This window comes from Paenarthrobacter sp. NPDC058040 (genome assembly GCF_042885775.1).
Classification (GTDB): domain Bacteria; phylum Actinomycetota; class Actinomycetes; order Actinomycetales; family Micrococcaceae; genus Arthrobacter.
On record NZ_JBHVRN010000001.1, the window covers coordinates 307,566 to 333,945 of the forward strand.

Below are 26,380 nucleotides of genomic sequence, written 5' to 3' on the forward strand. Positions count from 1 at the left end.
GGATCCACCCTAGGAGTTTCAGCCATGAGCCTCAACGGTCTGCGCCGCGCACTGGCGGAGGACAAGACGTTTGCGCGCGTTCGTACAGAGGCCCAGCGGCCCTTCAGCGACCGCAACACCGACTACCAGATCAGCGCCCCGACCGGCATGCGGGCCGTCCTGATCGCCGAAATGGCAGATGCCCTGGCCGATGCCGCCGCCGATGGTGGCGGCGCGCCGGTGGTCCTCGCTGTCACTGCCACGGGCAGGGAAGCCGAGGACCTCACAGCCGCCCTGTGCTCCTATCTCCCCGCGGACTCCGTTGATACTTTCCCGAGCTGGGAAACCCTCCCGCACGAACGGCTTTCGCCGCGCTCCGACACCGTGGGTCGGCGGCTTTCCGTGCTGCGCCGCCTGACCCACCCGGAAACCTCGACGGCGGCCCCGTTGCGCGTTGTGGTGGCTCCCGTTCGCGCTGTTGTTCAGCCGATCGTGGCAGGCCTGGGCGACCTCGTTCCGGTGACGCTGCAGGTGGGCCAGGAACGCTCCTTCACCGAAGTTGTCCGCGCCCTGTCCGACGCCGCCTATGCCCGGGTGGACATGGTGACCCATCGGGGTGAATTCGCCGTCCGCGGTGGCATCCTCGATGTCTTCCCGCCCACCGAGGACCACCCCATCCGTGTGGAGTTCTTTGGCGACGAGGTGGACCAGATGCGCTGGTTCGCCGTCGCCGACCAGCGCTCACTGTCCGCGCCCGGCATCCACCACCCCACGGAACTGCACGCCCCGCCCTGCCGCGAAATCCTCATCACGCCGTCCGTAATGTCCCGCGCAGCCAAGCTGAAGGCAGACATGCCTGCCGCGGCGGACATGCTGGAAAAGATCGCCGGTGGCATTGCCGTGGAAGGCATGGAGTCCCTGGCCCCCGTGCTGGTGGACGCCATGGTCCCGTTCGTCGACCAGCTTCCGGCAGGGTCACTGGCAGTGGTGATCGAACCGGAAAAGGTGCGCACGCGTGCGCACGATCTCGCCGCGACCAACGAAGAATTCCTTGAGGCAGCCTGGTCAACAGCGTCCGACGGCGGTGCGGCGCCCCTTGATCTGTTGTCCCGCGCCTCTACCGACCTGCATGCGGCCAGTTTCCGTTCCCTCACCGATACCCGCTCCTCTGCCTTGGCACACGATGTGTCCTGGTGGTCCATCACCTCGCTCGCCTCGGACGAGGACCTGGTGCTGGACATCGACGTCCTCAACCTGCACGCCCGGGAACCCCGTGGCTACCAAGGCGAAGTGGCCGAGATGCTGGACTTCATTGGATCCCGTGTCCGGGACCAATGGCGCGTGGTGGTGGTGACCGATGGCCCCGGTCCGGCCCAGCGCCTGGTGGAGCTGTTCCATGATGCCGATATTCCCTGTGCCCGGGTTGACTCCTTGGATGACGAGCCGCAGCCCGGCATCATCGAGGTGACCTGCGCCGCCGTCGGACGTGGTTTTGTACTGGACGGCCTCAAGATGGGCCTCCTGACCGAAGCCGACTTGCTGGGGCGCGCGTCCGCGAGCTCCACCAAGGACATGCGGCGCATGCCGTCCAAGCGGCGGAACGCTGTGGACCCGCTGCAGCTGCATGCCGGGGACTTCGTGGTCCATGAGCAGCACGGCATCGGCAAGTTCGTGGAACTGATTCAGCGCAAGGTGGCGGGAACGTCGGCCTCGGATTCCGGTCTGCGCGAGTATCTGGTCCTGGAGTACGCAGCGTCCAAGCGCGGCGCACCGGGTGACCGGCTGTTCGTACCCACGGACCAGCTGGACCAGGTGACCCGCTATGTTGGCGGCGACACTCCTGCACTGAGCAAGATGGGCGGCGCCGACTGGGCGAGCACCAAGTCCAAGGCCCGCAAGGCCGTCAAGGAGATTGCCGGCGAACTGATCCGCCTGTACTCGGCCCGCATGGCATCCCGCGGACACGCCTTCGCCGCGGACACTCCGTGGCAGCGCGAGCTCGAGGAGGCCTTCCCCTATGTGGAAACCCCGGACCAGCTGACCACCATCAACGAGGTCAAAGCGGACATGGAGCGGGAGATCCCCATGGACCGGCTGGTGTCCGGCGACGTGGGCTATGGAAAGACCGAAATTGCCGTCCGTGCCGCGTTCAAGGCTGTGCAGGATGGCAAGCAGGTAGCGGTCCTGGTTCCCACAACGCTTCTTGCCCAGCAGCACTACGAGACGTTCACTGAGCGTTTCTCCGGCTTCCCCTTGCGGGTGAAGCCCCTGTCCCGTTTCCAGTCCAGCAAGGAAGCCAAGGAAACGGCGGAGGGCGTCAAGAACGGCTCCGTGGACGTGGTGATCGGTACGCACCGTCTGCTTTCCAAGGACTTCGAGTTCAAGGACCTCGGCCTGGTGATCGTGGATGAGGAACAACGGTTCGGCGTGGAGCACAAGGAAGCGCTCAAGAAAATGCGCACCAACGTGGACGTCCTGGCGATGAGTGCCACGCCGATTCCGCGAACCTTGGAAATGTCGCTGACCGGAATCCGGGAAACGTCCACCCTGGCCACGCCGCCGGAAGAACGCCACCCCGTGCTGACCTATGTGGGGCCATTCACCAACAAGCAGACCTCGGCCGCGATCCGTCGTGAACTCATGCGCGAAGGCCAAGTGTTCTTCGTGCACAACCGGGTGTCCTCTATTGAGCGCATTGCGGCGCAGATCCGTGAGCTGGTTCCCGAAGCCCGGGTGGAAGTGGCCCACGGGCAGATGTCCGAGAGCCGCCTGGAAAAGATCATCGTGGACTTCTGGGAGAAGCGTTTCGACGTCCTGGTGTGCACCACCATCATTGAGACCGGCCTGGACATCTCCAACGCCAACACGCTGATCGTGGATGGCGCGGACAAGTATGGCCTGTCGCAGCTCCACCAGCTCCGCGGCCGCGTGGGCCGCGGCCGCGAGCGGGCCTACGCGTACTTCCTGTACCCCTCGGAAAAGCCACTCGGCGAGGTGGCCCTGGAGCGCCTCAAAGCGGTGGCTGCACACAACGAGCTCGGTGCCGGCATGCAGCTGGCCATGAAGGACCTCGAGATCCGTGGCGCCGGCAACCTGCTGGGTGGCGAGCAGTCCGGCCACATCCAGGGCGTGGGCTTCGACCTCTACATCCGCTTGGTGGGCGAAGCCGTGGCCGAGTACCGTGGCGAGGCCGAGGAAAAGGCCGCCGAGATGAAGATCGAGTTGCCGGTCAACGCCCACCTGCCCCATGACTACGTGCCCGGCGAACGGCTGCGCCTGGAGGCGTACCGCAAGCTGGCGGCCGCCATCACCAACGAGGCGATCGACGAGGTCCTGGCCGAGCTCGTGGACCGGTACGGTGAGCCGCCGCTGCCTGCGCAGAACCTCATTGCCGTGGCCCGCTTCCGGGTGGGTGCCCGCGAAGCCGGGCTGTCCGACGTCGCACTCCAGGGGAACTTCATCCGCTTCTCGCCGGCGCAACTGCCCGAATCGAAAACCATGCGCCTCAATCGCATGTACCCCGGCTCGCAGGTGAAGCCTGCCTTGGACGCCGTGCTCATCCCCAAGCCCAAGACCGCCCGGATCGGTGGCCGCGACCTGCAGGACGCCGAGATCCTCCAGTGGGCCAACAGCGTCATCGAGGCCATCTTCACCGACGTACCCGTAAAGGCTGGCTGACTTCAATGATGGGAGGACACCACGCCGCGTCGGGAGCCGCGGCGTGGATCGCTATTGCCTCGACCGGCCCGTACGCGCTGGGCTGGTACCCGCTGGATTCCACCGGCATCCTGATTGGTGCCATGGCGACGGCGGGAACCGCACTGGTGTGCGACTGGGACCACCGGCACAGCACGATTGCCAATTCCTTGCCCCCGCTGTCCAATGCGATCGCCGTCGGGATCGAGAAGGCCAGCGGCGGGCACCGTCAGGGAACACACTCCTTGCTGGGAGCCTCGGCGTTCGTGGTGCTGGCCGCCATGGCCGCCCAGTTCCAGATGGTTACCCCGGTGGGGAAGTTGTCCGTAGGGGCAGGCCTGCTGTGCATGTTCATGATCAACCTGGCAGCCAAAGCCCTGAACCTGTTTCCGAAATCCGGCTGGATCACCAACTGGCTCTTCGCGCTGGTGATGGCGGGGCTGGTTACCTGGTTCGCGCCCGCCCAATGGGGTTGGTTGCCGTTGTCCATGCTGACCGGAGTGGTGGTGCACATCGTGGGGGACATGATCACGGTGGGCGGCGTGCCGTTGCTGTGGCCGATTGTGATCAAGCCACCCAAGTTCCTGCGCAAATCGGCAATCAGCGGGGTCTGGCGTCCCAACGGGGCATTTTCTTTGCCCCTGCTGGGCCGGGCGGGTTCCCGGCGGGAATGGCTGGTCCTGATTCCCGTCAGCGGCTACGCCATGGTGGGCATGGGTGCCGCGGCCTGGGGCCTTGCCCAGCAGCACTGGCCTGCCGTGCTGGCAGCGCTGGCGCTTTAACGAGGAAGGGCACCGACAGACGGACTGTCGGTGCCCTTCCTGCGTAAGGCTTTAGTTCTCGCCGGCCGAGTCGGAGCGGCCGAGGACGGTCTGCGGAATCCAGAAGGCCAGTGCGAAGAGGCCCAGGCAGACGGCCATCGGCCACGGGTTGTCCAGCGTCAGGAAGGAGAGTGAGTAGATGGCGCCAAGGAAGAGGACGATCATCACCACGAACAGCACGATGCTCGTGCCCAGGTTGTTCTCGTTTTCAATCGGGGCAGTGTTCTTGGACAATTCATTCCTCCTCGGCCCCGCAGGGCTCAAATTCCGTGGCGGCGCGGAAGCCTCAGTAGTCGGATGAACCCTGTTCACCCTTGACGATGGCAATTCCGGAGCTCGCTCCGATACGTGTTGCACCAGCAGCAATCATAGCCTGTGCATCGGCGAGGGACCGCACTCCGCCCGACGCTTTGACGCCCAGTTCGGGGCCGACCGTCTTGCGCATGAGGGCAACGTCTTCGGCAGTTGCGCCACCGCCGTTGAAACCGGTGGACGTCTTGACGAAGTCGGCGCCCGCTTCCACGGCTGCTTCACAAGCGATCACCTTTTGCTCGTCAGTGAGGAGCGCGGTTTCGATGATGACCTTCAGGATGGCCTCGCCGGTGTGTACAGCCTCGGCAACGGCGGTGATGTCCTCCACCAGCGCGCCCTTGTCGTTGGCCCGGGCAGAGGCGATGTTGATCACCATGTCGATTTCGTCAGCACCATCCAGCACGGCTCCCCGGGCTTCGAATGCTTTGACGTCGCTCGGTGTGGCACCAAGCGGGAATCCCACCACTGCACAGGTCAGCACGCCGGAACCCTTCAGGGCGTTCTTGACGGTTTTGACCCAGATGGGGTTGACGCACACGGACTTGAATTTGTACTCGGCCGCCTCGGCGCACACCTTGAGGACGTCGGCCTCGCTGGCCTCGGGCTTCAACAGGGTGTGGTCGATGTACGAGGCGATGCCGGCTTGGTTGCTCATGGAATCCTTCCGTGCCGGGCGTGGCCGGCCCGGTGGCCGCAGGGTTGTCACTGCCCGTCAAAGGACCATCTTGCCACACACGCCACAGGCACGAGCGGAGGTACTCAAGCCGCAGCGGGCGCCTGCTCCGCCGGGTTGAAAACGCCGGCGCGGGAAGCGGAGAGCAGCCCCGAGGCGCAGAGCATGGCCGAGGATTCCGCCGAGAGGAGCAGTCCCAACCGCAGCCCGTCGCAGGACGCGGCGTCGCCGATTGCCCAGATGCCCGGCACCGAGGTGGCCAGGTCCCGCCCGACGGCGATGCCGCCGTCGTGCGCTATGGCCAGGCCCGCACTTTCGGCGAGTTCGGTCCGCGCGGTGCGCTCCTCGGCCAGGACCACCAGGTCGCCGTTCATGCTGCTGCCGTCTTCGAACAGGATGCCGGTGGCCGGCAGCGCGGAACCGGCAAGGGAAGGTACGACGGCGGTTGGCCGCAGCGTGGTGCGCACGGGACGGACACCCCGGGCCCGGAGGACGGCCTCGGCCTGTCCAGCGGCAGGTCCGGTCCCGACGAGGATGCCGAGCGGACGCCGGCCAACAACCCGGGTGACGTCCTTGACGGCTTCGCCAATGGGGCCGGCGTCGTCGATGGTGGAGTAGTTCAGGCCGCAGTACGCCCCGGTGACGGGCGGGAGCGCGGGCGCGGAGCCGGTGGCGATGACCAGCTGGTGGTAGGCGAAGTCCATGCCGTCCACGGTGGTGACAACCTTGGCTGCGGCGTCGATGTAGCTGGCGGCCTGGCCGAAGCGAATGGAAACCTTCGGCAGTTCGGCCAGTTCAAGAAGTTCGTCGGAGCATTCATCGCGGTTGCTCAGCACGGTGATGGTGCCGTCGAAGGTGCGGTGACCCTGGGGGCGTGGGCCACCCTTGCCTGCGAGCCTCCGCACCAAAGCCTGGGCGGCCGGGCCTGCGCCTGCGATGACGATGTGGAGGGAAGTTGAGGACATGGTGGGCCCTTTCGCTGATGACCTGTTTGGTGCTTGTGATCATCAGCCTAGGCCTCCGGTTTTTCGCGGGTGTTTCCCCGCTGTTGCCATCTTTGGACGTTCCGTAGCGTGGTGTTTACCGGCCGGTAATAACGTAGGTCACATTGGTGTCCAGAGCCGACGAAGCAGTTCAGTACCGCCGCAGCAGCTCGCGCAGGCCGTTGGCCGCGAACCCCGCTACGGCGGCCGCACGGTCCACGACCCCGTGGGCACCTACGGGTTCCACCGACGACAGCAGCCCCGCCGCGTCGGCAAGGGACATGGTCACTTCCGCGGTGGCATCGCCGAGGGTGAGCTGTGCGCGGCGCGAGTCCAACCAGGCGTCCGGACCGGGGTCGTCATGCAGGGTGCGCGTGACCGCGAGTTCCTGCCACCCGCCGTCGAGCCTCACGCGGCCACGGTAGGTGACATCTGAACCGGATGTTTCCACGCGCCCGTCAGCGATGAAGGCCCGGCCACCGAACCGGACGTGGTCCACGTAGCCGGTGAAGTCCGGTGGTTCACCTGGGGCCACGGTGGGCAGCACTACTGTGGCCCGGAACGCCAGGGGGTCGCCCCCGATTTCCCCGCGCAAGGTGTCGTTGAAGCGCACTCCCGGGGCGGGGTCGGTCATGGCCGTGCAGCTGGAATCCTTGGCGAGGCCCTGCGGTGTCTTCGAATCGAGGTATGCCCGTGCGTCGCGGTACCCCATGCCGATCAGGGTGTCTGCGTCCACCCTGCCCAGGTAGAACTCGGGATCCAGCGGCAAGGGATGGGAAGGGCGGACAACGTGCAACACAAACTCGCGTCCAACAGCGGCTGCGGCCTCGAAATCCGCAAGCAGCGCACCCATGGCGCTCATTTCGATCATGTGGACGTATTGCTCCAATGGCCCGTTACCCCAGTAGGGCGAGTTGCCGATGCACCAAATGAGCCAGACCTCCGTGGCACCCCGGCGCAGTGCCTCTGCCACGTTGGCGTCACGCATCCACACGGCATCGGTCCAGATCTTGCCGTCGCGCCGCAGGGGAGTGAGGAAGATCGGCAGCGACATGCCCGCTGCCATCAGCTCCGCGTCGATCTCCTTCGCGTCGAGTGCATGGCACCGTTTCTCGGTGAACTCCACCACGTTGAAGGAACCCTCGACGGCGCCCGGTTCCGCCGCGCGCCCACGGATCGCAGCGTCGTTGATCCCCAAGGCCGGGAAGACTTTGTCCAGGATGCCGTCAGCATCGCCGATGGCAGGAAGGGACCAAGGGCCCTTGAGGTAATCGCCGAACGGGAGCGCCGATCCGAAATCCTTCACGTCCACGCCGGACCAGCGCCGGCACATCTCCTTCGCGGACACCCCGGAAAGCAGCATCCCTGCCGTCATGATTCCCCCGGAAGCGGCGTCAACGTGCTGGAACTCCAGGCCTTCTTCCTCCAGGGCGCACATCACCCCTGCCTGCCATGCCACCCGCATGCCGCCGCCGGCCAGGACCAGGGACCGTTTCATCGCGGCAGGGCGGGCGCGGCTCCCAGCCGTCGCCAGTACACGAAGAGGAGTACCGCCGTCGCGAGGTCGAAGAACGCGACCAACAGCGCGATCGGGGAGAAGACTCCGTTGAGGACCCCAATGCCCACAGCGCCGAAGGCGCCGGCTTTCTGCACGCCGGACCAGAGGACCACCTCGGGGGAGGGCGCGGCGTTGAGCAGCGTGTGGAGGAGCAGTCCGCCAACCACCACCATGAACATGCCCACTGTGCCGAACAGTTGGCGGGCTTCGGGCGTTGGGTCGGCACCGAGCAACTGGAGCAGGGGGCCTCCAAAGGGGACTTCAACCACGCCTGTGATCACGGTGATGACGGCGATCGCAGCGAGGACGGCGCGCAGCGGGTCCGCGACGGCCCACGCCACGGTTCCGGGAGGGTGTGGCTTCCGGGATTCCGCGTGGGCGCTCACGAGAAGGACTCCACGAGCCGTCCCCGGTCCACCAGCAGCCAGACCATCGCCGCCCACGTGAGGGTGGAAACGTAGAAGCGGATGTCGTTGAGGAGCATCCAACGGAGGAGCAGGGCTCGCAGTTCGGCGTCGTCCTTGAAATCTCCGCCGCGGATGCGGACATTGATCGGGATGATGATGCCTTGCCCCACCACGGTCAGCGTAATGATTCCCACCAGGCAGATGACCGCCGGAATGACGCGGATGGTGCCCCATTCGGACCAGACCAGGATGCCGCCGGAAATGAACATGATGGGCACCACCACCGTGAAGAACTTGGTGGCCGCCCGGGTGGGGATGCCGAAGTGCATGTCCACGTTGTCCCGGGCCAGTGAACGCCAGGTGGGGTAGAGGAAGAATTTGAGGACCCACATGGTGCCCACGTACATGGTTGCGCCGAAGAGGAAGTAGAGCGCGTTGATGAGCAGGAGCCAGTTCACTGCCCACCACCGCTGGCCCGTTCCGCAGCACCGGGGATCCTGCTGCGGTCAGGCGGAGCCAGCCATTCCTGCCCCTGGCCAAGGTCCGTGACGCTGTCCAGCATGTCCCCGCCGCGGATGCCCGCCGCACCTGCTTCGGTGGGAGCCGTAAGGAACCAGGCTTCGTAGTGGTCGTCCAAGACTCCGTGGGCCTGTGGCAGCCAGGCGGTGAAGATCGGTTTGCTCTCCACCTGCAGCGTTTTCAAAACTTCGACGCCGGGTGCGTCACCGAGGATGAGGCGCGCCTTTGCTTGGGCTCCAAGGGCGATGTCGCCTGTGGCTTCGAAGTAGATGTCCGATTTCCAGAGCATGTTCCGGAAGGCACAGTAATTGGATGCTGCCAGTTTGAGGGGCAATCCCAAGGGGTCGGGCCGTTCGATCTCGATGTAGCAGCCCAGTTTGCCGTCCTTGTCGTATTGCGCCGACACCGTGGCATCAGTGACCACGAAGTCCAGGTTTGCCTGGTGTTTGGGCATGCCCCAGATGCCTTTCCCGCCTTTGACGGAGATCTCCGTGCTGACGGGGAGGTCCACCACGAACTGGCCCAACTTGAACGTCTTTTGGAAAAGCAGGGGAAGCAGCGGCGGTGCTGGACGGCTGCCGTGCGTGATGGCGATGGCCAGGGAGTACTCGATGTACTTTCCGATGTCCGTGGACTTGTAGTTGACCACTGTGACCACCAGCAGCCCTTTGCCGCCCAGGCTGAAGGGCCGCAACTCGGTCCCGGGCAGGATCGCCGCGGCGGCGCGCTTGTTGATGGGGAATGCGGCCATCAACACGGGGGAATCGTCGGAGTTTACGGGCATGACGTACTTGATGCCGTCTGCCTGCGCATACTGGCCCCGCAGCCGCTCCTGGCGCCGCGGGACGGGCGAGGGCATGAGTTTGAGCACGGGAGTGACCAGTTCGGTGAGGGATTTCATGAGTTCAACTCCTGCATGATGACCGGAAAAGTGTCCTGCCAGGCGTGTTCCCCGAAGAACACGTCCAAGTGCCCGTAGCCCGGGATGAGATGGAGGGAGTCCTTCCCCGGGCGGTGTTTTTGGAAGAATTCGTAGCTGCGTTGTTGGCTCTCGGGCAGGAAGCACAGGTTGTCCATTCCTGCGATGAAAGCGAACCGGGCATCGGTCCGTGGGGCCTCCGCCACGTAATTGTCCGGCAGTTCCGGATGGTCTCCAGCGGCCACCATGTGCCCGGCCTTGATACTGCGGCCCATCTCTTCGAAGAAGGTCACCGGGACTTCGGCGAACTCGCCGCTGAGCCACTCATGCGTTGCCTCGTCCAGGTTCTCGTGGGCCCACAGCGCCGGGCGGCCGCTGCCGTACGTGAAGCTGACCATCTTGCAGACAGTGTTGTCGCACTCGTGATGCGTCGCCTTGACCAGCCCGCGAATGGCCCGGGTGAAATAGCCTTGCGACTTGTAGCCCCAAGCCGGGGAGAGGTACGGCGTGAAGAGTTTCACCACGGGCGTGAGGTAGTCGATCTTGAGCCGGGAAAACGCGGGGACCACCGGATGCAAAGAGACAGCGTTGGAGACGATCGTATCCACCTGCGGCAGGAGCCCGGCCGCAGCGGACATCGTGAACGAGGTGGAACCCTGGCAGTGGATGACGGCCTTCATGGTTTCGGCGCCCGTGGCCTTGAGGACGTAGTCGACGGCGGCAGGATGGTCGTACACGGCGGCGTCGGCGAGCGTCCAGGACAGGGGATCGAGGTCGATCGATGCCCGCCAGTTCAGCATCCACACGTCCCAGCCGTCTTCCAGGAGGACATCGACCATGGTGGTCCGGATCGGTGGCCTGAACAGTTCGGCGCGGACTCCCGATCCGTGGACCAGCAGCACAGGCCCCTTGGTGGCCTCCACAGGCGAAGTGACATGGACCAGGCTCAAAGGGGTATTGTCCCGGGCACGGAACGGGATGACCTCGGTCCGGTGCTCGGCACGGGTGATGATCATGGCGTGGTTCCCTTCCGTGAGATGGTGATGGGTTCTTCAAGCAGCCGCACGGCAGGCAGGCCGGCCTCCGGAACCAGCCGCGCGCCGTCGTCGTTGTCTGCAAGCCGCCAGTCGCGGCAGATGGCGTCCACCACCAACGGGTAGACGGTCAAGGCGCCGTCCGGGGCGAGGTGGAGGCGGAGGAAGCCCTTGTGGTCCTCGATGGACTGCCCGGACATCTTCCAGGTGGACACTTCGCCGCTGGGAGTGGCCAGGATGTACAGTGCGAACGCCTCGCTGCCCAGCGCCCAGCCGCCCGCATGGACCAGCGCCAGGGCCAGCAGCACCACCACGACGTCCGGCCAGCCGCTTGGCCAAGGAACCAGGATCACGACGGCGGCACTCACCGCGAGCGCCGACAGTTGGTGCAGCGCGCCGCGGATGAAGACGACGATTCCGGCCCTGGCGATCCGCAGTGCACGGGCTGACAGCACGGTGATTCCGAGGAGGACTGGCATGGCCAGGACCAGGGCGACGATGAGCAGCAGCGTGTTCCCGTGGAGCAGTCCGCGGAGGCTGTCCACGAACGATTCGCCGCGGAAGGCGCTGAAGACAGTCCAGACGGTGAGGGCTGCAACGACGTGGACGAATCCCATGGACAGCCCAAAGCCCGGGTTGCGCACCGGAAGCCAGGAGGGAGAGAACGGGTTGGCCAATCGCGGGCCGAGGAGGTGCGAGTCGGATTGGTCCGGGTAGATGGTGGGGGTGCGGGTGAAGCGTCGGCCGGTTGGCGGGTTGTTGTTTACGCTGGCCGATGCGCCGGGTCCGGCGGGCGCAGGCAGGAGGAGTTCCTCCGGGAGCCAGTGGGCGTCGGAGAGATAGGCGCCGCCGAGGCCGCACGTGATCATTTGCGTTTTGGCAGCACCTGGCGTGTCGTCTTCGTACCGGGAGTAGTGGTGCAGGTCGCCCGTGAGCCAGAGCCGGACGTTGGCCCCCGTGGACTCGAAGTGGCCGGTGGCAGGGTTGAAGCGGCGGCGAAGGTAGTCCTGTTCGAAGAAGTTGGCTTGGCGGAATTCGTTGGGCCGTTCCGCGGCGTGGGCGGCGTCGGCGTCTACCCAGAACGGGGAGGCGACGCAGAGGATGATGGCGTCCCCGGGCTGAAGCTGGAGTGTTACGTTGCGGTAGAAGTAGTCCAGCTGCGGCTCGTCGATGTATTGGCCCAGTTGGCTGTCGAGCCCCAACAGCCACCAACCCGGCGTGCCACTGCGCTCCGGGGCCGGGCTTTCGCCGGTGAGCCGGAGGGCAAAGTAGCTGCGCGATTGGATGGTCCGCCACGCCCCGATGTTGCGTTGGCGGGTGAAGGTGCGGATGAAGCAGGTGAGGCCGTCGTACCAGTCGTGGTTGCCGGGGAGCGCCAGCATGATGGGAACCTCGTTGTGTGGCCCACTCTGCGTGGAATTCGCAGGGTTTGGGGCGTTCTGCGGGCCACGCAATGCGGGCGTCCGGTCCGGGAACGCGGTCCGATAGGGTCCCGCCATCCTGTTTTCGTAGGCGGCGGGGGAGGCAACGGGGTAGACCTCGTCACCGCCCAGCACCAACACCCTTCCCCGGGGGAGGTCCTTCCCTGCGACGGGCAGTGTGTCCTGCGCCAGCAGCGATGCCACGGTGTACGTAGCGTCGAAGCCGTCCCCGAGGTCGGCGGTGAAGTCCAGCCAGAGTTCCTTGGGGTTGGCCTCCCGGTCATCGGCGGCCGCGCCAAGCTCGCCCGGGAGCAGGGCGCCCGGCCGGGGAAGCCCGCCCGGGGGCAGTTCGCCGGGACGGGGAAGCCCGCGGCTGGTGACCGGTGGCTGGGCTGGCTGGCCGGGAACCGGAAGTTTGTCCAGGCGCAGGGGATCGCCCGGGAAACTCCCCTCCAGCTCGCGCTTGTCGCCGAAGTCCGCAAAAACCGTGGCCGCCATGACCTTCAACGCCGTCCGGGCCAAGGACATGGGAGCGAGCCACCGGACCGCGGGCTGAGGAATGAAGCCCAAAATGCCCCTGTGCTTTGCGAGCTCCCAGCTTTTCATCGCGTATCAGCGGCCTGGGCGGTTCGACGAACGGGTCGATCTGAGGGGGAACGGAACACGCCGGATGCCGCGCCCGTACACCCTCCACAGTTCGCCCGCGAACAGCTTCATGAACGCAGCCAAACCTGCTGCGGGCGCCGGACCTTCTGCCCTGAACGTGGTCAGTTGCTTGGCGAAATCCAGTGGGCGGATGTACAGGATGCCGGCCCCGACCACGCCTTCGTCTGGTCCCTCTGTATCCAGGTTTGGTGGCACGTGCCCACGAAGGATCGTCGCGTACAGGATGGTGGTGTCGGGCCAAAGGTCGAAGCCCGCTTCGTTGTGGATCTGCTTGTACCCGGTGAACGTGAAGGGTGTTCCACCGGGATCGCGCAGCCACAGCCGGTACAGCATCCGTCGCGCCGGGCGTCCGTCGTGCGATTCGTCCTCGACGAACAGGTTGAACCAGCCCTTCTCCACTGGCATCCGCCCACCGAAGTAGTCGGCGAGGACATAGCCTTCGGCTTTGGCAGGATGGCTCGGATCCTTGACGAACGCATCGATGTCCTCGGCGGTGATCGTCAGCTCGAACATGATCTTCCGGCTTCGGTCCCGGCCAAGCATGCGGCCCTTCTCGGGGTCGGTCATGCCGGGGCTGAACCAGCCATGCATCTGCTCGGTGAACCGGACGGACGTGGGGGGCATGGTGCTCCCGCCGGGCGGCGTCAGCCCACGGTTGCGTGTGGTGGGGGCATCGGCGGCGCTCGCGGGCTGCTCTTCCCGCGCGCCCTTGCCTTTGGTAGCGTCCGGCGCCAGCGCGCGGGGTGCGGTTGCTCCGACGTCGACGACGGCGGCCGCGTCGGACGGCACGATCCCGCGGTGGGCGGACGCTGACCCACCGGCCGAACCCGGGCCGCCGTCGAGGATCCGCGCGCAGGCCCGCTCAGCGAACGCCGCGATGGTCAGGGAAGGGTTCGCGCCGACGGGTCCGGGCATCGCCGCACCATCCACCACGAACAAGCCGGGGTAGCCGAACACTTCACCGTAGGAATCGCAGACAGCTTCCCCGGGATGCCTTCCGGCAGGTGCCCCGCCGATCGGGTGGACGGTGATGACGCGCTTGGCCCACCACAGTGGATTGTCCACGAAATTCCCGTCGAGGTCCTTGGCGATCGACTCCATGGTGGCCCGGACCCGCCCGAAGTACTCCTTGGACGTTGCCATGGTCCAGGCAACGGCGAGCCTGCCATCGCGCAGGGTCATGACGCCGTCGGGAATGTCCCGGCCCATGCCCAACAAGGGCACCGAACTCGCGGACAGGCGACCGTCGCCCAAGGCGGCAGCCAGGTCTGCGGAGACGTTGGAACGGCCGGCCTCGAAAAGCCTGTCCTTCAGCAACTGGCCTGCAACCCGGGCGGTGCGCAAGGCTGCGGTTCGGAGCTGCGCAGTTTCCATGAGCCAGTTGATGAACGCCGGATACCCCGCGTCCTCCACGTAGTAGCCGCGACCGTCGCCGTCGTCGTCATTCGCATCCGGGACCCTGATAGCGGTGGTGATCACCGGCCCGCGGCTGCCCGTGAGCGTCCGCACGCCGGGCCGCGAGCCGTTGGTGGCGGGTGTCTTGGCGTCCATGATGAAGGTCAGGAGATCGCCGTTGCCGCTGAAGCGCGTCCCCAAAGCGTCGCTCAGGGCAGGAAGCGAGCCCCGGTTCCGCAGCAGCAGGAAGTTGGTCCCGAAGGTGCCGGCACCGAGGATGAGGCGACGGCAATGGATGATCTGCTCTGTCAGGAGTCCGCCCTGGTTTTCGGGGTGGTGCACCACATACCGGACCTCGTACCCACCGCCGTCCAGGGGCCGGATGCCGCGGACGTCGTGGAAGGTACGGACGTCGGCGCCCTTTGCCGCCGCCGCGGAAATGTAGTTGTGGTCCAGGGTGTTCTTTGCGCCCGCGTTGCAGCCAATGTCGCATTCACCGCTGAGCGTGCACGTGGTCCTCACGGTGTTGGGGCCGTGGATGCTCCCATACTCCGGTAAAGGGAGGGGATGGTTGGTCCGGGGTTCCCCGTCTGGGGTTGGAGCGAACGTGACGGCAATGGGCGGCCGGCTGATGGACAGGCCCAGTGTGGCCGCGGTGTTTTCCATGGCCAGGGTCTTGGCCGTGTCCTTCCACGGGTAGGGGACCGGCTGCAGCATGGCCTCGGCGGCATCGTAGAACGGGTCAAGGTCTTTTCGGGTGAAGGGCCAGTTTTCGTATCCGCCGCCCGGGATAGGGGACTCGTTGACGAACCACTTCTCGTCCTTGCGCAGGAGGACGTTGGCGTAGATCAGGGAACCACCGCCCAAACCACTGGACACCAGCCCTTCCGTGCCGCGGAAGGTCCAGGCATCAAACAGCCCGTACAGACCACGGTCCGGGTCCCAGAAGTTCCGGCCCATTTCCGACGGCGACCGGGCGAAACTGCCCGGTGGGTAGGGTTTGCCGCGTTCCATGAGCACCACGGATTGTCCGGCCTCGGCCAGGCGGAAGGCTGCCACGGATCCTCCGAAGCCCGAGCCGACCACCACGGCGTCGACTTTCTCCGGAGTATTGCTGTGGCGTGCCCGATCGACGGCGGGCTCTGGGCCCTGATTCCCGGTGTTCGTGTTCCCCAGCCGAACCATGGCCGTTCCCCTCAAACGAGAGCTGACCTGGAGTTACCCGAGCCTGGCCGGGCGATGCCTCCGCGGATTATGGCCCTTATGTTCCCACCGGTCCGGGAATCTGTCCATGAGGTGGAGTAATCCGCGTGTAGTGGGCTTGGAACTCTTGATTCCTCAGTTCATTTCGATCAGGCTCTGCATATGCCGCTGAGAGTCTGATCGACGGTTTCGTGTTCGCAGCCCAAGGGGTAAGCATGGCCAGGAATCCATCCAGCAGGGCGACAATGGACGCTGCCTTTGCATCGAACATTTTCTCGCTAAGCGGGACAGTGCTCACAGCTGTGACCTACATCCTTTTCCTTGTATTTGCACCCAGCGCTTATGATCCGGCTACATACTGGGCCATCGGCTTGCTGGGTGCCATGTTCACGCTGGCCTTCGCCCTAATAATCACGGGCGGGGTGATTAGGTTGCGCAGGCTCAGGTCCTCCGCCAAGGAGGACCGCCGACGAATAGCGGCCGGACTTCCGTCGGAACGTGACAACCTAGACCGACCCTGACGGCCCTTTAGCCTCGGACGCGGCAGCCAATCACAAAATCCGCGTGTACACCATGTCGAAGTCGTGCTCCAGTGGGCCGCCCGGGTAGGTGCCGCGTTCCAGCCGGGCCGTGATGGTGTTGCCGTCTTCGCTGAAGCGGCCGACGAAGCGCTGCGGCCAGTCCGGGCCGTCCCTGAAAAGCGTCCAGAGGCCGTCCCGGAGGGTCATGTCGTAGATCCGGGCCACCCCGCGGGAATCGAAGTAGTGCTGCTGGAACGCCCCGTCCGAGCCCGTGGCACCGATGATGCTGACGGCGTTGGGGTACTCCGGCCGTTGCACCGTGGAACGCTGGATGAGGAAGCCGCCGCCTTCAAGCCACTCAAAGGATGTTCGTCCCTGCGTCTCCGCACTGGGAATCGCGGTCTCCCACGTGCCCACCAGGATGTCCAGTTGCTCCAAAGCGGGTTCTTGTTCTCGTACCATGGCCGCCCTTCCTTCCCGTGCGTGGACACGTTCAGCGTAGGACGCAGCAACGGCGGGTTCAACGGAGCCTAGTCGCCCGCGCATGCATGCTGGCAGGATGGGCGCATGAGCCAAGTTACCTGCGATCTCACTGTGTCCCTTGACGGCTTCGTGGCCGGACCTAACCAGTCCATGGAACAGCCCCTCGGCGCCGGCGCTGAGAGGCTGCACCGATGGCAGTTCGAAGAACGCGATGCCAACGCGACAGAAGTGGCCGGGATCCTCGAAGCCGGGGCGTACATCATGGGCCGCAACATGTTCGCTGGACCGGGTGATGGGCCGTGGCCGGAGGATTGGCGCGGCTGGTGGGGCGAAGAACCGCCGTACCGTGCGCCCGTGTTCGTGCTGACCACCCATGCGCACGAGCCGATGGAGATGGAGGGCGGTACCACCTTCCATTTCGTCAATGATCCCATCGAGTCGGTGCTGGCCCGCGCGCGGGAGGCGGCCGGCGACAAGAATGTTGCCATCGCTGGTGGTGCTTCCACGGCCCGTCAATTCCTGACTGCGGGACTCATTGATGAGCTGCGGCTGCACGTGGCTCCGATTGTCCTGGGGGCGGGGGAGCGGCTGCTGGACGGAGTGGGCGAGCTGAAGCTGGAGCCGCTGGAGGTCCGCGGGACACCCCTCGTCTCGCACCTTCGATACAAGGTGGGCTAGGTCGTTTCCAGGTTGGCCGTTTCCTCGATCCAGTCGACGGCGTCGTCGGGGAAGTAACGTCCGTCCGTTTCGCCGGCGGCCCACCAGGGATCGGCCGCGTCAGGACCACCCGCGGCGGCGATTTCGTCAACGATGTCCGGCCGCACGGCGTCGCCGTTGTTGTCGATCAGCCATTCCCGGGAGGCAGCCGACAGCTTGGGCCACCATTGTTGGATTGTCATAGTCGGAGTCTTCCACGCCGGGGCTGCGCGGTCGATCCTTAGGGACTGGGTTTGAATATCAGCCTCGAATCAGGCCGGTGATGATGGTCGCTACGGCGACGAGACCTGCCACTATGGCCCAGTACCGCATGGGGAGGAAGAAAAGGCTGTGCCGGTTGAAGTAGCCACGTCGGGCGGTTTCGGCCTCATGCTTCCATTGCTGTTCGGCCTGGGCATGGGCCTCCTCGACGGACTGCGGGGCGGGCAAGCCGGGGAACTGGTAGGCCCCCACTTCCACCATTCGCTGGAGCTCCTGCGCCCGAAGGTTAACGGCGGTCTCATAGGCCTCCTTGGGTCCGGTCTGGTTGAACCGTTTCCCGAGAAACCAGATTCCGACCGCCCCGGCAGCGAAGCCAATTCCCATTGCTATGGGGTTTCCGTGCGTCACTCCGCTGGCCACGCCGCCGCTTAGTACAAATATGAGAACCACCAGGATTCCCCAACCACGCCAAATAATCATTTCATGAGAGTAATTCAACGCCGCGGCGCTTCTTGACCGCTTCTGGACCGGAGCCGGTTGCCTCCGCCGTATCTAGGTGGGCCGCGCCGTCGAACGTCGCAGGACCAGTTCGGGAGTGAACTTACGGTCGGCCGGCGGCCCGTCCGGATTGGCGAGCCGCTGCAGCGCAACTTCCCCGGCAGCCACGCCGAGCTGCACCGCGTGCAGGTCCACGGAACTGAGGTCGATGCCGTGCAGACCCGCGGTCCGGGAGTTGTCATAGCCGATGAGGGACAGGTCTTCGGGGATCGAGAGGCCCTTGGTGTAGGCCGCTTCCCGGGTGCCGAGGGCCAATTGGTCGTTGTGGCAGAAGATTGCCGTTGGCCGGTCGTTTTGTTCCAGGATCATGGCGGCGGCGCGCTCTCCCGATTGCTGGGTGAAGTCGTCTGCGCACACCGTTTGGGGAACCAGCCCGGCTTCCCGCATGGTTTGTTCGTAAGCGCGGCGCCGGACCACGTGGCCGTCATGGACGGGGCCCGCCAGGTGCGCGATCCGCGTGTGTCCCAGGCCCAGCAGGTGCTCGGTCGCCGCCCGGGCGCCAAAGGCATCGTCGGAATAGACGCTGTCCACGCCTTCCACGGGGCGGGTGACACTAACGAGCGAAACCGTGCGGGCCATATCGTGCACTTCTTCGTCCGTATCCAAGAGCGTGGCGGCGATGATGATCCCCACCCTCGCTTCGATCAGGGACTCCAGCGCGCCGCGGTCCTCGCCGTCGACGGACCGCGAAACGCTCAGGATCAGCCGGTTATGTTCCTGGGCCAAGGCTGTCCGGACGCCGCTGAGGATGTCGGCGTAGATTTCGTTGCGGATGTCCAGCATGTAAAGCCCGACGGCGGACCGGTGCTTGCGTGCCAAGTCGGCGGCTACGGCGTTGGGCCGGTATCCAAGACGCCTGGCCGCCTCGAAGATCGCTTGCTTGGTTTCTCCGCTGACTCCTGGCGCTCCCCGGAAAGCGAAGGAGACCAGGGTGCGCGACACGCCGACTTCGCGGGCAACGTCACTTTGCGTTGCAGCGCGGCGCGGCTGGTTCTCGGGTGCCATGGGATCATCCTGCCATGAAGACAAAACCGAACAATTAAAGTCATTTGTTAGTTTGACCTTACATTTAAGTCTTTCGCGCGTTAGTCTTGTGTCAGAGCGGGTGGGTATGACCCGCAACACACTGACAAAGGAGTCCTGATGTCTGCTACGCAAACGCAGCCGGAGAGTGCCCATAATGCGGCCCTGCCTCCGCTGACCAACGGGCCGCACCGTAAACGCTTGGGCCTGGTAGCTTTGGTCGCCACGTTCGGCGGCCTCCTCTTTGGTTACGACACGGGCGTGATCAACGGGGCACTCCGGCCAATGACGGTCGACCTCTCCCTGACACCGCTGACGGAAGGAATTGTCACCAGTTCACTCCTCTTCGGTGCCGCTGCAGGCGCAGTCGCCGGTGGCAGGCTCTCCGACGGCTGGGGCCGCCGGAAGACCATCATCCTGCTGGCCACCCTGTTCTTCGTCGGAACCCTTGCCTGTGTTTTTGCTCCCAGCTTCGAGGTCATGGTGCTGGGCCGGATCATCCTGGGCCTCGCCGTCGGTGGCGCGTCAACGGTTGTTCCAGTCTTCCTCGCCGAACTGGCGCCGTATGAAATCCGTGGTTCCCTCGCAGGCCGCAACGAACTGATGATCGTTATCGGCCAGCTTGCAGCCTTCGTGGTCAACGCCATCATTGGAAACATCTGGGGTGAATTCGGGGGAGTATGGCGCATCATGCTTGCCGCAGCCGCCGTGCCTGCCATTGCCTTGTTCTTCGGCATGCTGCGGATGCCGGAATCGCCGCGCTGGCTGATCTCCAAAGGCCGCACCCGCGAGGCACTCGCCGTCCTCAAGACCATCCGTTCCGAAGACCGCGCCGAAGCGGAGATGGCTGATGTGAAGCACCTGGCCGACGAAGAAAAGGCCTCCAAGGCAACCTCCTGGGCAGCACTGAAGGACAAGTGGATCCTGCGCATCATCCTGGTGGGAATCGGCCTGGGCGTGGCCCAGCAGCTGACCGGCATCAACTCGATCATGTACTACGGACAGTCCGTCCTGGTCGAGGCCGGTTTCGACTCCAGCGCCGCCCTGATCGCCAACATCGCGCCCGGTGTGATCGCCGTCGTCGGTGGTGTCATCGCGCTAACGTTGATGCAGCGCGTCAACCGCCGCACCACGCTGCTCCTTGGCTTTACGCTGACCACCGTCTGCCACTTCCTGATTGGCATCGCCTCGATCGTCCTGCCTGTGGGCAACGCAGCCCGCCCGTTCGTGATCCTCTTTCTGGTGGTGGCCTTCGTCGGCTCCATGCAGACCTTCCTCAACATCGCCGTCTGGGTGATGCTGTCCGAGATCTTCCCGCTCCACGTCCGTGGCTTCGCCATTGGCCTCTCGGTGTTCTGCCTCTGGATCGCGAACGCACTCCTGGGCCTGTTCTTCCCGACCCTCGTTGCCGGGGTGGGCATCACAGGGACGTTCTTCCTGTTCGGCGTGGTCGGCATCCTGGCCTTGGTGTTCATTTACACGCAGGTTCCGGAAACCCGCGGCCGCACCCTTGAAGCACTCGAAGAAGACGTGACCACCGGCGCCATCTACCTGGTGCACAAGAAGTAGCCGGTGCTTGGCGTTAACTAGGGTAGATCGTGATCGCCGTGGCCTTGATGACGAAGTAAGCCTCGCTCCCGGGCGCCAGTCCCAGGTCCGCCGAGGCGGCCGGGGTCACGTCTGCCGAAAGGTGGCCGGCCCGAACCCGAATGAGGTCACCGTGGGGTTCGAGGTCCGTGACGGTGACTTTGAAGGTGTTCCTGGGGCTGCCGTGTTCGGCTGAGGCATAGATGGAGACGGCCGACGGCGGGAAGGCCGCGGCGCCGGGGTTGCCGGGGAGGGCGGCGTCGTCGCGGTGCCCGGCGATCTTGAGCCCCTCGTTCGAGGTGAGCCCTTGGTCCGTGATGGTGCCTGTGAGCAGGTTCAAGCCTGACAATCCCGCGGCGAAGCGGCTGCGCGGCCGCTCGAGGATGTCACGTGTGGGTCCCTGTTCGGTGATGCGGCCGTTTTCAAGGACCACCACCCGGTCCGCGAGCATGAGTGCGTCCAGGACATCGTGGGTGATGATGATCGCCTTGCGCCCGGCAAGGACCCGCTTGAGCAGACGCCTCAGCAGGGGAGCGCCATGGATATCCAGGGCAGCCATGGGCTCGTCGAGGAGGAGCAGTTCCGGATCGGTGGCCAGTGCACGGGCTACTGCGACGCGCTGTGCCTGCCCACCGGAGAGCTGGCCTGGCCGGCGGTTGGTGAACTCCGCGGCCTCCACTTCACCCAGCCAGCGCCGGGCGATCCGGTGTGCCTCCTTGCGGGATGCCCCTGCCGCGCGTGGTCCGAAGGCGACGTTCTCCAACACGCTCAGGTGCGGGAACAGCAGCGGCTCCTGGGCCAGGAGGGCAGTCCCGCGGAGGTGCGGCGGCGTCCACAGGTGAGTGCCGCCGTCGAGCGTGAACAGGGACTTTCCGCTGAGCATCGCGTGCCCTGCATCGGGCCGGAGCAGCCCGGCCGTGATGCCCAACAAAGTGGACTTTCCGGCGCCATTCGGTCCCAGGACAGCGACGGTTTCGGCGGGGCCGAGGTCCAGGGAGACTTCGAAGTTTCGGGCACGCAAGGAAGCATTCAAGGTGAAGCTCATGCCGTTGCCTCTTGGACGGCTTGGGTGCTGTAGCGGCGGTAGGAAAGCCCGACGACGGCGACAGCCACCGCTACGAGAACGAGGGAGAGGGCAACGGCGGCATCGGCGTCGGTTTCGCGTTGCAAGTAGATCTCCAAAGGCAAGGTGCGCGTAACTCCTTGGAGGCTGCCGGCAAACGTCAGGGTGGCGCCGAATTCGCCGAGGCAGCGGGCGAAGGACAAGACGGCGCCCGAGGCAAGTCCAGGCAGGACCAGCGGGATACTCACCCGTCGCAGCACAGTGGTGGGCCGCGCGCCCAGGGTGGCTGCGACGGCCTCGTATTTGGTTCCCGCAGTCCGCAGGGCACCTTCGAGGCTGACCACCAGGAACGGCAAGGCGACAAACGTCTGGGCCAGTACTACCGCCGTCGTGGAAAACGCTATCTGGATCCCTGCCACTTCAAGGGTCTTTCCGAGCAAACCCTGGCGGCCGAAGGTGTAGAGCAGGGCGATGCCGCCAACCACAGGTGGCAGCACCAAGGGCAGGAGCACGAAAGCACGCAGCAGGCGTTGGCCTGGAAAGTCCCCTCGGGCCAGGACCAGCGCAAGCGGCACTCCCAGCACGATGCAGAGGGCCGTGCTGGCCGCGGACGTGCGCAGGCTCAATCCCAGTGCCGTCAGTGAGGACTCGGAGGTGATGAGGGGGAAGAACTGCGTCCAGTTAACCTTGGCCACCATGGCAGCCAGCGGCAGCAGGACGAACAGTCCCCCTGCTGCCGCGATGGCGTAGACCCACGGTGGGATGCCGGTGTAGCCGGTTCCGCGTCGTGATGGCATCCGTGCAGCCTACGGGGTGCCGAAGCCCGCGTCGGTGAGGACCTTCTTTCCCTCGGCGCTGGTCACGGCCGCGATGAATGCCTTGGCGAGGTCCTTGTTCTTGCTGGCGCCTACGGTTGCGATCGGGTAGGTGTTGACGGCCTTGTCCGATTCGGTGAACGGGATGCCCCTGACCTTGTCTCCGGCGGTCTTAACGTCGGTGACGTAGACGAGGCCGGCGTCGGCCTCCTGCGACGTGACCTTGCCGAGGACGTCGGTCACGGAGGATTCTTCGCTGACCGGAGTCAGCGTGGTTCCCGTGGCCTTCTCGATGGTTTCCGTTGCCGAGCCGCAGGGGACCTGCGGGGCGCACACAACAACCTTCACGCCGGACTTGGCCAAGTCAGAGAAGCCGGTGATGTTGGCCGGGTTGGAAGGCGGCACCGCGATTTCCAGGACGTTCGTGGCGAAGTTGCTCGTCGTTCCGTCGATGAGCTTCGCATCGGAGAGCTTGGTCATGTTCTTGGTGTCCGCGGAAGCGAAGACGTCTGCCGGTGCGCCCTGGGTGATCTGGGTGACCAGGTCCGAGGAACCGGCGAAGTTCAGTGCAACCTTGGTGCCGGGGTTGGCGGCCTCGAAGTCCGAGGCGATCTTGGTGAACGTGGACTTCAGCGATGCTGCGGCGAAGACGGTCACCGTGCCGGAGAGCTTGGCGCTTTCAGTGGCTGTGCTGGACGGTGCCGGTGTTGCGCTGCTTCCGCTGCAGCCTGCCAAGCTCGCGGCGAGTACGCCGGCAGCCAGCAACGCTGCGATGGTCTGGGCGGCGATCCTCATATGATGCTCTTTCCTTGGGGCGTTTCGATGATGACGGTGGTGGCTTTGACCACGGCGGTGGCCACTGAGCCAAGTTCCAGCCCGAGCTCCCGGACGGCTTCGCTGCTCATGAGGGAGACGACCCTGAAAGGGCCGCACTGGAGCTCCACCTGCGCCATGACCTTGTCGGCGGTGATCCCGGTAACCAGCCCCACGAAGCGGTTACGGGCGGAGCGGCCGATGTTGGTGGGGTCGTCAGGGAGTTGCGCTTGTTCCCGAGCCAGACGGGCAAGTTCGAGTCCGTCCACTGTCAGGCGGCCGGAATCGTCCTTGAGGGGCGTCAGGGTGCCATTTTCGGTCCAACGCCGCACGGTGTCGTCACTGACACCGAGGAACCGCGCTGCTTCAGAGACTCGTATTTTGGCCATGGATCAACAATAGATCCTTGAATGCGGAACAAATGAGTCGACAACTCCGCAAATTCGAATGTGACCGAGAAGATTTTGGACTAGGCCGGGAAGTCCAGCGGGGAACGGCGTTCCATCAGGATGGTGTCGCGCCAGAGTCCGGCCATGGGTCCGTAGCTCATGCGGGCGATGCGCTCACGGCGTCCGACGGCGGTAAAGCCCGCCGTCTCGTGCAGGCGAAGGCTGGCCGTGTTTTCGGGGAAGATGCTGGATTGGATAGTCCAGATGCCCGCGGCCTCGGTAGAGGTGATGAGTTCCGCCAGGAGTGCTTTGCCGACACCCAGGCCCCGGGCCGCAGCGGCAACGTACACGGAGTGCTCGACGACCCCGGCATAGGCAGGCCGGGGGGAAACCGGCGAAACCGCCGCCCAGCCCAGAACCTCGCCGCCCTCGGCGACGGCCACGGTCCGGTGGGTCGGCAACTTGGCTGCATTGAACGCGTTCCAGTCCGGGGCAGTGGACTCAAACGTGGCGTGACCGGCGTCGATGCCTTCCTGGTAGATCGCAGCGACGGCGGACCAATCCGCGGCCTGCATGTCCCGTAGGAGGAGGGTGCCGGTCACAGGCCGGCCAGGATCCCGGCGACGTCATCCAACGCGCCGGGAACGAGGGAGAAGTAGGCCCACGTGCCGCGTTTTTCGCGGTGCAGGAGCCCGGCATCGACCAGGATCTTCAGGTGGTGGGACACGGTGGGCTGGCCAAGGTCCAGTGGTTCGGTGAGGTCGCAGACGCAGGTCTCACCGGAGGGGGAGTTTTTGATGATGGAAAGCAGACGGAGCCGGTTCGGGTCGGCGAGAGCCTTGAAAACCAGGGCCTTCTGCTTTGCCGCTTCGTCGCCCAGCACGTTCTCTGCTGCCGGCGCGCAGCAGGCGTCAGTGGTGGCTGGTTGGAGGACAGGCAGTACGGTCATCAACCCATTATGCCCGAACATTGACCACTATCAATATAGTGGCCGTCACCCCTGTCGCCCGGGCCTGGCGCCCGGTTAGGAACCGGCTTTCTCCAGCGGGTGCGGGACGAGGACGTCGTCGGCGGTCCGCGACGCCGCCGGGAACAAGACGGCGAGGAGTCCGACGCCGATGGCCGCGCCGACCAGCTGCGCGATGACAAAGCCTGGAACGGAGGCCGGTGCGATACCGGCGAAGGTGTCACTGAAGATCCGTCCGACGGTTACGGCGGGATTGGCGAACGACGTCGATGACGTGAACCAGTACGCGGCGCCGATATAGGCGCCCACCGCAGGAGCCGCGAGATGGCCCCGCTTGGTCGCGGCCAGGGCGAAGATCAGCAAAAGTAGCCCGGCCGTGGCTACGACTTCACCGAGGAGGTGCCCGCCATTGACCCGGTCCTTCGTGGAGATGGTTGTGCCGACGTCGAACATCGCGTTCGCGAGCACGCTGCCACCGATTGCCCCGGCGGTCTGCGCCACCACATAAACACCGAGATCCGGCAGGGGCAGTCCGGCGCCGGCCTTGCGGCCGAGCAACCAGTCGGCCAGGGACACGACGGGGTTGAAGTGCGCGCCGCTGACCGGCCCGAACACCAGGATCAGGACCGTCAGGCCCAGCACGGTCGCGGTGCTGTTCTGCAGCAATTGCAGGCCCACGTCGTTCGGGGACAGCTGCGCGGCGGCGATCCCGGAACCGACGACGACGGAAACAAGCAGGGCCGTGCCGAGAAACTCGGCGACGGCACGGCGCCACAACGGCGGCTGGGGGGAGGTCATGGCATCCAGCTTGACCCAGAATTTTATCTCAGTCAAAATTGAATCAATGAATACTGAGCGAATGAACCAGTTTGAAGTGCGGGTCGCCAAGCATGCCGCCCTCGCCGACCCGGCTCGGTTGCGGATCGTGGACCTTTTGAGCCTGGGCGATTACTCACCCACGGAACTGCAGGCCGAACTCGGCATTCCCTCCAACCTGCTCTCTCACCACCTGCGCACCCTCGAGGGTGCCGGGCTGGTTGCCCGGCACCGCTCTGAAGCGGACAGGCGGCGGAGCTACATCCGTTTGGCTGCGGGCGGCCTGGACGGACTCGCGCCAACACTCGCCCAAACGGCGCAGCGGGTCCTGTTCGTCTGCACGCACAACAGTGCCAGGTCGCAGCTGGCCACTGCGCTATGGCAGCAAGCCAGTGACATCCCGGCCGCATCGGCGGGCACCCATCCCGCCGAGCGCATCGCCGCCGGCGCCATCACTGTTGCCCGTCAGCACGGACTCAACCTGGATCACCTCGAACCACGCCACCTCGATAGCGTCGCCGCAGCGGGAGACTTCATTGTCACGGTCTGCGACAACGCCCACGAAGAACTGCCCGCCCTGAGCGGAATCCATTGGTCCGTCCCGGACCCAATCCGCAGCAACACTCCCGAGGCGTTCCAGTACGCCTTCGATGACATCAACCGCCGCGTCACCGACCTCGCGCCCCACCTCCACGCCGCCTGAACACCGCGCCGCACCAGCCCTGCAAACCCTTCCTGGATAAATATTGACAACCATCAATACATCGACCGATACTCGTTACATCGACGAACATCAATATATATCCGGTGCCATTCCCGCCCCTTGCCCTGTTACCCACCG

The 26,380-nt window shown here is 65.2% G+C and carries 26 protein-coding genes; 5 read left to right on the forward strand and 21 right to left on the reverse strand.

Going from position 1 to position 26,380, the window contains the following annotated elements:
- The first annotated feature begins 24 nt into the window (after positions 1 to 24).
- Both mfd and ACFVSJ_RS01375 read left to right on the forward strand, forming a co-directional pair.
- Complete coding sequence (mfd, locus tag ACFVSJ_RS01370; RefSeq protein WP_387433470.1) at positions 25 to 3,657, forward strand: transcription-repair coupling factor; 3,633 nt, start codon at positions 25 to 27, stop codon at positions 3,655 to 3,657.
- 5 nt (positions 3,658 to 3,662) lie between these two features.
- Entirely contained in the window at positions 3,663 to 4,457 is a 795-nt protein-coding gene (locus ACFVSJ_RS01375; RefSeq protein ID WP_387433473.1) for a metal-dependent hydrolase, read from the forward strand.
- A gap of 51 nt (positions 4,458 to 4,508) precedes the next feature.
- On the opposite strand, the gene ACFVSJ_RS01380 is transcribed toward ACFVSJ_RS01375, so the two are convergent.
- From ACFVSJ_RS01380 to ACFVSJ_RS01430, 11 genes are all read right to left on the reverse strand, one after another.
- Positions 4,509 to 4,730, reverse strand: a complete 222-nt coding sequence (locus ACFVSJ_RS01380; RefSeq protein WP_387433475.1) for a hypothetical protein — start codon at positions 4,728 to 4,730, stop codon at positions 4,509 to 4,511.
- A 52-nt stretch (positions 4,731 to 4,782) separates the two neighbouring features.
- Complete coding sequence (gene deoC, locus ACFVSJ_RS01385) at positions 4,783 to 5,463, reverse strand: deoxyribose-phosphate aldolase (RefSeq protein WP_387433477.1); 681 nt, start codon at positions 5,461 to 5,463, stop codon at positions 4,783 to 4,785.
- A gap of 104 nt (positions 5,464 to 5,567) precedes the next feature.
- On the reverse strand, positions 5,568 to 6,446 hold the full coding sequence (locus ACFVSJ_RS01390) for an FAD-dependent oxidoreductase (protein WP_387433480.1): 879 nt from the start codon (positions 6,444 to 6,446) through the stop codon (positions 5,568 to 5,570).
- Between the two features lie 169 nt (positions 6,447 to 6,615).
- A complete protein-coding gene (locus ACFVSJ_RS01395) occupies positions 6,616 to 7,962 on the reverse strand; it encodes a patatin-like phospholipase family protein (protein WP_387433483.1) in 1,347 nt (448 codons plus the stop codon).
- Positions 7,959 to 8,408: a hypothetical protein gene (locus tag ACFVSJ_RS01400; RefSeq protein WP_387433485.1), complete on the reverse strand. Its 450-nt coding sequence runs from the start codon at positions 8,406 to 8,408 to the stop codon at positions 7,959 to 7,961. Before ACFVSJ_RS01400 ends, ACFVSJ_RS01395 begins: the two co-directional genes overlap by 4 nt.
- Positions 8,405 to 8,887, reverse strand: coding sequence for a hypothetical protein (locus tag ACFVSJ_RS01405; RefSeq protein WP_387433487.1), 483 nt, complete (start codon positions 8,885 to 8,887; stop codon positions 8,405 to 8,407). The genes ACFVSJ_RS01400 and ACFVSJ_RS01405 overlap by 4 nt, the downstream gene beginning before the upstream one ends.
- On the reverse strand, positions 8,884 to 9,849 hold the full coding sequence (locus ACFVSJ_RS01410; RefSeq protein ID WP_387433490.1) for an acetoacetate decarboxylase family protein: 966 nt from the start codon (positions 9,847 to 9,849) through the stop codon (positions 8,884 to 8,886). Before ACFVSJ_RS01410 ends, ACFVSJ_RS01405 begins: the two co-directional genes overlap by 4 nt.
- A complete protein-coding gene (locus ACFVSJ_RS01415; RefSeq protein ID WP_387433493.1) occupies positions 9,846 to 10,883 on the reverse strand; it encodes an alpha/beta fold hydrolase in 1,038 nt (345 codons plus the stop codon). Before ACFVSJ_RS01415 ends, ACFVSJ_RS01410 begins: the two co-directional genes overlap by 4 nt.
- Positions 10,880 to 12,892, reverse strand: a complete 2,013-nt coding sequence (locus tag ACFVSJ_RS01420) for a hypothetical protein (RefSeq protein ID WP_387433495.1) — start codon at positions 12,890 to 12,892, stop codon at positions 10,880 to 10,882. The genes ACFVSJ_RS01415 and ACFVSJ_RS01420 overlap by 4 nt, the downstream gene beginning before the upstream one ends.
- Before the next feature lie 42 nt (positions 12,893 to 12,934).
- Positions 12,935 to 15,568 carry a GMC oxidoreductase gene (locus ACFVSJ_RS01425; RefSeq protein ID WP_387433497.1) on the reverse strand — a complete coding sequence of 878 codons (2,634 nt, stop codon included), beginning with the start codon at positions 15,566 to 15,568 and terminating at the stop codon, positions 12,935 to 12,937.
- Positions 15,569 to 16,137: 569 nt separating this feature from the next.
- Positions 16,138 to 16,569 (reverse strand): hypothetical protein, encoded by a 432-nt coding sequence (locus ACFVSJ_RS01430; protein WP_387433499.1) that lies wholly within the window; start codon positions 16,567 to 16,569, stop codon positions 16,138 to 16,140.
- A gap of 105 nt (positions 16,570 to 16,674) precedes the next feature.
- On the opposite strand from ACFVSJ_RS01430, the gene ACFVSJ_RS01435 reads away from it, so the two are divergent.
- Positions 16,675 to 17,268, forward strand: a complete 594-nt coding sequence (locus tag ACFVSJ_RS01435) for a dihydrofolate reductase family protein (RefSeq protein WP_387433502.1) — start codon at positions 16,675 to 16,677, stop codon at positions 17,266 to 17,268.
- On the opposite strand, the gene ACFVSJ_RS01440 is transcribed toward ACFVSJ_RS01435, so the two are convergent.
- From ACFVSJ_RS01440 to ACFVSJ_RS01450, 3 genes are all read right to left on the reverse strand, one after another.
- The gene (locus ACFVSJ_RS01440; protein ID WP_387433504.1) at positions 17,265 to 17,489 is read right to left on the reverse strand and encodes a hypothetical protein; all 225 of its coding nucleotides are present in this window, start codon (positions 17,487 to 17,489) and stop codon (positions 17,265 to 17,267) included. The genes ACFVSJ_RS01435 and ACFVSJ_RS01440 overlap by 4 nt on opposite strands.
- 58 nt (positions 17,490 to 17,547) lie before the next feature.
- A complete protein-coding gene (locus ACFVSJ_RS01445) occupies positions 17,548 to 17,988 on the reverse strand; it encodes a hypothetical protein (RefSeq protein ID WP_387433505.1) in 441 nt (146 codons plus the stop codon).
- 72 nt (positions 17,989 to 18,060) lie between these two features.
- The gene (locus ACFVSJ_RS01450; RefSeq protein WP_387433507.1) at positions 18,061 to 19,071 is read right to left on the reverse strand and encodes a LacI family DNA-binding transcriptional regulator; all 1,011 of its coding nucleotides are present in this window, start codon (positions 19,069 to 19,071) and stop codon (positions 18,061 to 18,063) included.
- Positions 19,072 to 19,209: 138 nt separating this feature from the next.
- On the opposite strand from ACFVSJ_RS01450, the gene ACFVSJ_RS01455 reads away from it, so the two are divergent.
- Positions 19,210 to 20,658, forward strand: a complete 1,449-nt coding sequence (locus ACFVSJ_RS01455) for a sugar porter family MFS transporter (RefSeq protein WP_387433509.1) — start codon at positions 19,210 to 19,212, stop codon at positions 20,656 to 20,658.
- A 13-nt stretch (positions 20,659 to 20,671) separates the two neighbouring features.
- Here ACFVSJ_RS01455 and ACFVSJ_RS01460 read toward each other — a convergent pair whose 3' ends face one another.
- The 7 genes from ACFVSJ_RS01460 to ACFVSJ_RS01490 all read right to left on the reverse strand — a co-directional run bounded on the left by ACFVSJ_RS01460 (position 20,672) and on the right by ACFVSJ_RS01490 (position 25,521).
- Positions 20,672 to 21,721, reverse strand: a complete 1,050-nt coding sequence (locus ACFVSJ_RS01460) for a sulfate/molybdate ABC transporter ATP-binding protein (protein WP_387433511.1) — start codon at positions 21,719 to 21,721, stop codon at positions 20,672 to 20,674.
- The gene (locus ACFVSJ_RS01465; protein WP_387433513.1) at positions 21,718 to 22,536 is read right to left on the reverse strand and encodes an ABC transporter permease; all 819 of its coding nucleotides are present in this window, start codon (positions 22,534 to 22,536) and stop codon (positions 21,718 to 21,720) included. Before ACFVSJ_RS01465 ends, ACFVSJ_RS01460 begins: the two co-directional genes overlap by 4 nt.
- Positions 22,537 to 22,545: 9 nt before the next feature.
- Positions 22,546 to 23,349 (reverse strand): molybdate ABC transporter substrate-binding protein, encoded by an 804-nt coding sequence (gene modA / locus ACFVSJ_RS01470; RefSeq protein WP_387433516.1) that lies wholly within the window; start codon positions 23,347 to 23,349, stop codon positions 22,546 to 22,548.
- A complete protein-coding gene (locus ACFVSJ_RS01475) occupies positions 23,346 to 23,756 on the reverse strand; it encodes a molybdopterin-binding protein (RefSeq protein ID WP_387433519.1) in 411 nt (136 codons plus the stop codon). Before ACFVSJ_RS01475 ends, modA begins: the two co-directional genes overlap by 4 nt.
- An 80-nt stretch (positions 23,757 to 23,836) precedes the next feature.
- Entirely contained in the window at positions 23,837 to 24,358 is a 522-nt protein-coding gene (locus ACFVSJ_RS01480) for a GNAT family N-acetyltransferase (protein ID WP_387433521.1), read from the reverse strand.
- The gene (locus ACFVSJ_RS01485) at positions 24,355 to 24,705 is read right to left on the reverse strand and encodes an ArsR/SmtB family transcription factor (protein ID WP_387433523.1); all 351 of its coding nucleotides are present in this window, start codon (positions 24,703 to 24,705) and stop codon (positions 24,355 to 24,357) included. Before ACFVSJ_RS01485 ends, ACFVSJ_RS01480 begins: the two co-directional genes overlap by 4 nt.
- A gap of 75 nt (positions 24,706 to 24,780) precedes the next feature.
- On the reverse strand, positions 24,781 to 25,521 hold the full coding sequence (locus tag ACFVSJ_RS01490) for an aquaporin (RefSeq protein ID WP_387433526.1): 741 nt from the start codon (positions 25,519 to 25,521) through the stop codon (positions 24,781 to 24,783).
- Positions 25,522 to 25,567: 46 nt separating this feature from the next.
- On the opposite strand from ACFVSJ_RS01490, the gene ACFVSJ_RS01495 reads away from it, so the two are divergent.
- Positions 25,568 to 26,242 carry an ArsR family transcriptional regulator gene (locus ACFVSJ_RS01495; protein WP_387433529.1) on the forward strand — a complete coding sequence of 225 codons (675 nt, stop codon included), beginning with the start codon at positions 25,568 to 25,570 and terminating at the stop codon, positions 26,240 to 26,242.
- The last annotated feature ends 138 nt before the right edge of the window (positions 26,243 to 26,380 follow it).

What these genes read in the sequence shown, in the direction of transcription:
- mfd (WP_387433470.1), top strand. Translation starts at nt 25, where the DNA reads ATGAGCCTCAACGGTCTGCGCCGCGCACTGGCGGAGGACAAGACGTTT.
- ACFVSJ_RS01375 (WP_387433473.1), top strand. Translation starts at nt 3,663, where the DNA reads ATGATGGGAGGACACCACGCCGCGTCGGGAGCCGCGGCGTGGATCGCT.
- deoC (WP_387433477.1), bottom strand. Translation starts at nt 5,463, where the DNA reads ATGAGCAACCAAGCCGGCATCGCCTCGTACATCGACCACACCCTGTTG.
- ACFVSJ_RS01390 (WP_387433480.1), bottom strand. Translation starts at nt 6,446, where the DNA reads ATGTCCTCAACTTCCCTCCACATCGTCATCGCAGGCGCAGGCCCGGCC.
- ACFVSJ_RS01395 (WP_387433483.1), bottom strand. Translation starts at nt 7,962, where the DNA reads ATGAAACGGTCCCTGGTCCTGGCCGGCGGCGGCATGCGGGTGGCATGG.
- ACFVSJ_RS01410 (WP_387433490.1), bottom strand. Translation starts at nt 9,849, where the DNA reads ATGAAATCCCTCACCGAACTGGTCACTCCCGTGCTCAAACTCATGCCC.
- ACFVSJ_RS01415 (WP_387433493.1), bottom strand. Translation starts at nt 10,883, where the DNA reads ATGATCATCACCCGTGCCGAGCACCGGACCGAGGTCATCCCGTTCCGT.
- ACFVSJ_RS01425 (WP_387433497.1), bottom strand. Translation starts at nt 15,568, where the DNA reads ATGGTTCGGCTGGGGAACACGAACACCGGGAATCAGGGCCCAGAGCCC.
- ACFVSJ_RS01430 (WP_387433499.1), bottom strand. Translation starts at nt 16,569, where the DNA reads ATGGTACGAGAACAAGAACCCGCTTTGGAGCAACTGGACATCCTGGTG.
- ACFVSJ_RS01435 (WP_387433502.1), top strand. Translation starts at nt 16,675, where the DNA reads ATGAGCCAAGTTACCTGCGATCTCACTGTGTCCCTTGACGGCTTCGTG.
- ACFVSJ_RS01440 (WP_387433504.1), bottom strand. Translation starts at nt 17,489, where the DNA reads ATGACAATCCAACAATGGTGGCCCAAGCTGTCGGCTGCCTCCCGGGAA.
- ACFVSJ_RS01445 (WP_387433505.1), bottom strand. Translation starts at nt 17,988, where the DNA reads ATGATTATTTGGCGTGGTTGGGGAATCCTGGTGGTTCTCATATTTGTA.
- ACFVSJ_RS01450 (WP_387433507.1), bottom strand. Translation starts at nt 19,071, where the DNA reads ATGGCACCCGAGAACCAGCCGCGCCGCGCTGCAACGCAAAGTGACGTT.
- ACFVSJ_RS01455 (WP_387433509.1), top strand. Translation starts at nt 19,210, where the DNA reads ATGTCTGCTACGCAAACGCAGCCGGAGAGTGCCCATAATGCGGCCCTG.
- ACFVSJ_RS01460 (WP_387433511.1), bottom strand. Translation starts at nt 21,721, where the DNA reads ATGAGCTTCACCTTGAATGCTTCCTTGCGTGCCCGAAACTTCGAAGTC.
- ACFVSJ_RS01465 (WP_387433513.1), bottom strand. Translation starts at nt 22,536, where the DNA reads ATGCCATCACGACGCGGAACCGGCTACACCGGCATCCCACCGTGGGTC.
- modA (WP_387433516.1), bottom strand. Translation starts at nt 23,349, where the DNA reads ATGAGGATCGCCGCCCAGACCATCGCAGCGTTGCTGGCTGCCGGCGTA.
- ACFVSJ_RS01475 (WP_387433519.1), bottom strand. Translation starts at nt 23,756, where the DNA reads ATGGCCAAAATACGAGTCTCTGAAGCAGCGCGGTTCCTCGGTGTCAGT.
- ACFVSJ_RS01485 (WP_387433523.1), bottom strand. Translation starts at nt 24,705, where the DNA reads ATGACCGTACTGCCTGTCCTCCAACCAGCCACCACTGACGCCTGCTGC.
- ACFVSJ_RS01490 (WP_387433526.1), bottom strand. Translation starts at nt 25,521, where the DNA reads ATGACCTCCCCCCAGCCGCCGTTGTGGCGCCGTGCCGTCGCCGAGTTT.
- ACFVSJ_RS01495 (WP_387433529.1), top strand. Translation starts at nt 25,568, where the DNA reads ATGAATACTGAGCGAATGAACCAGTTTGAAGTGCGGGTCGCCAAGCAT.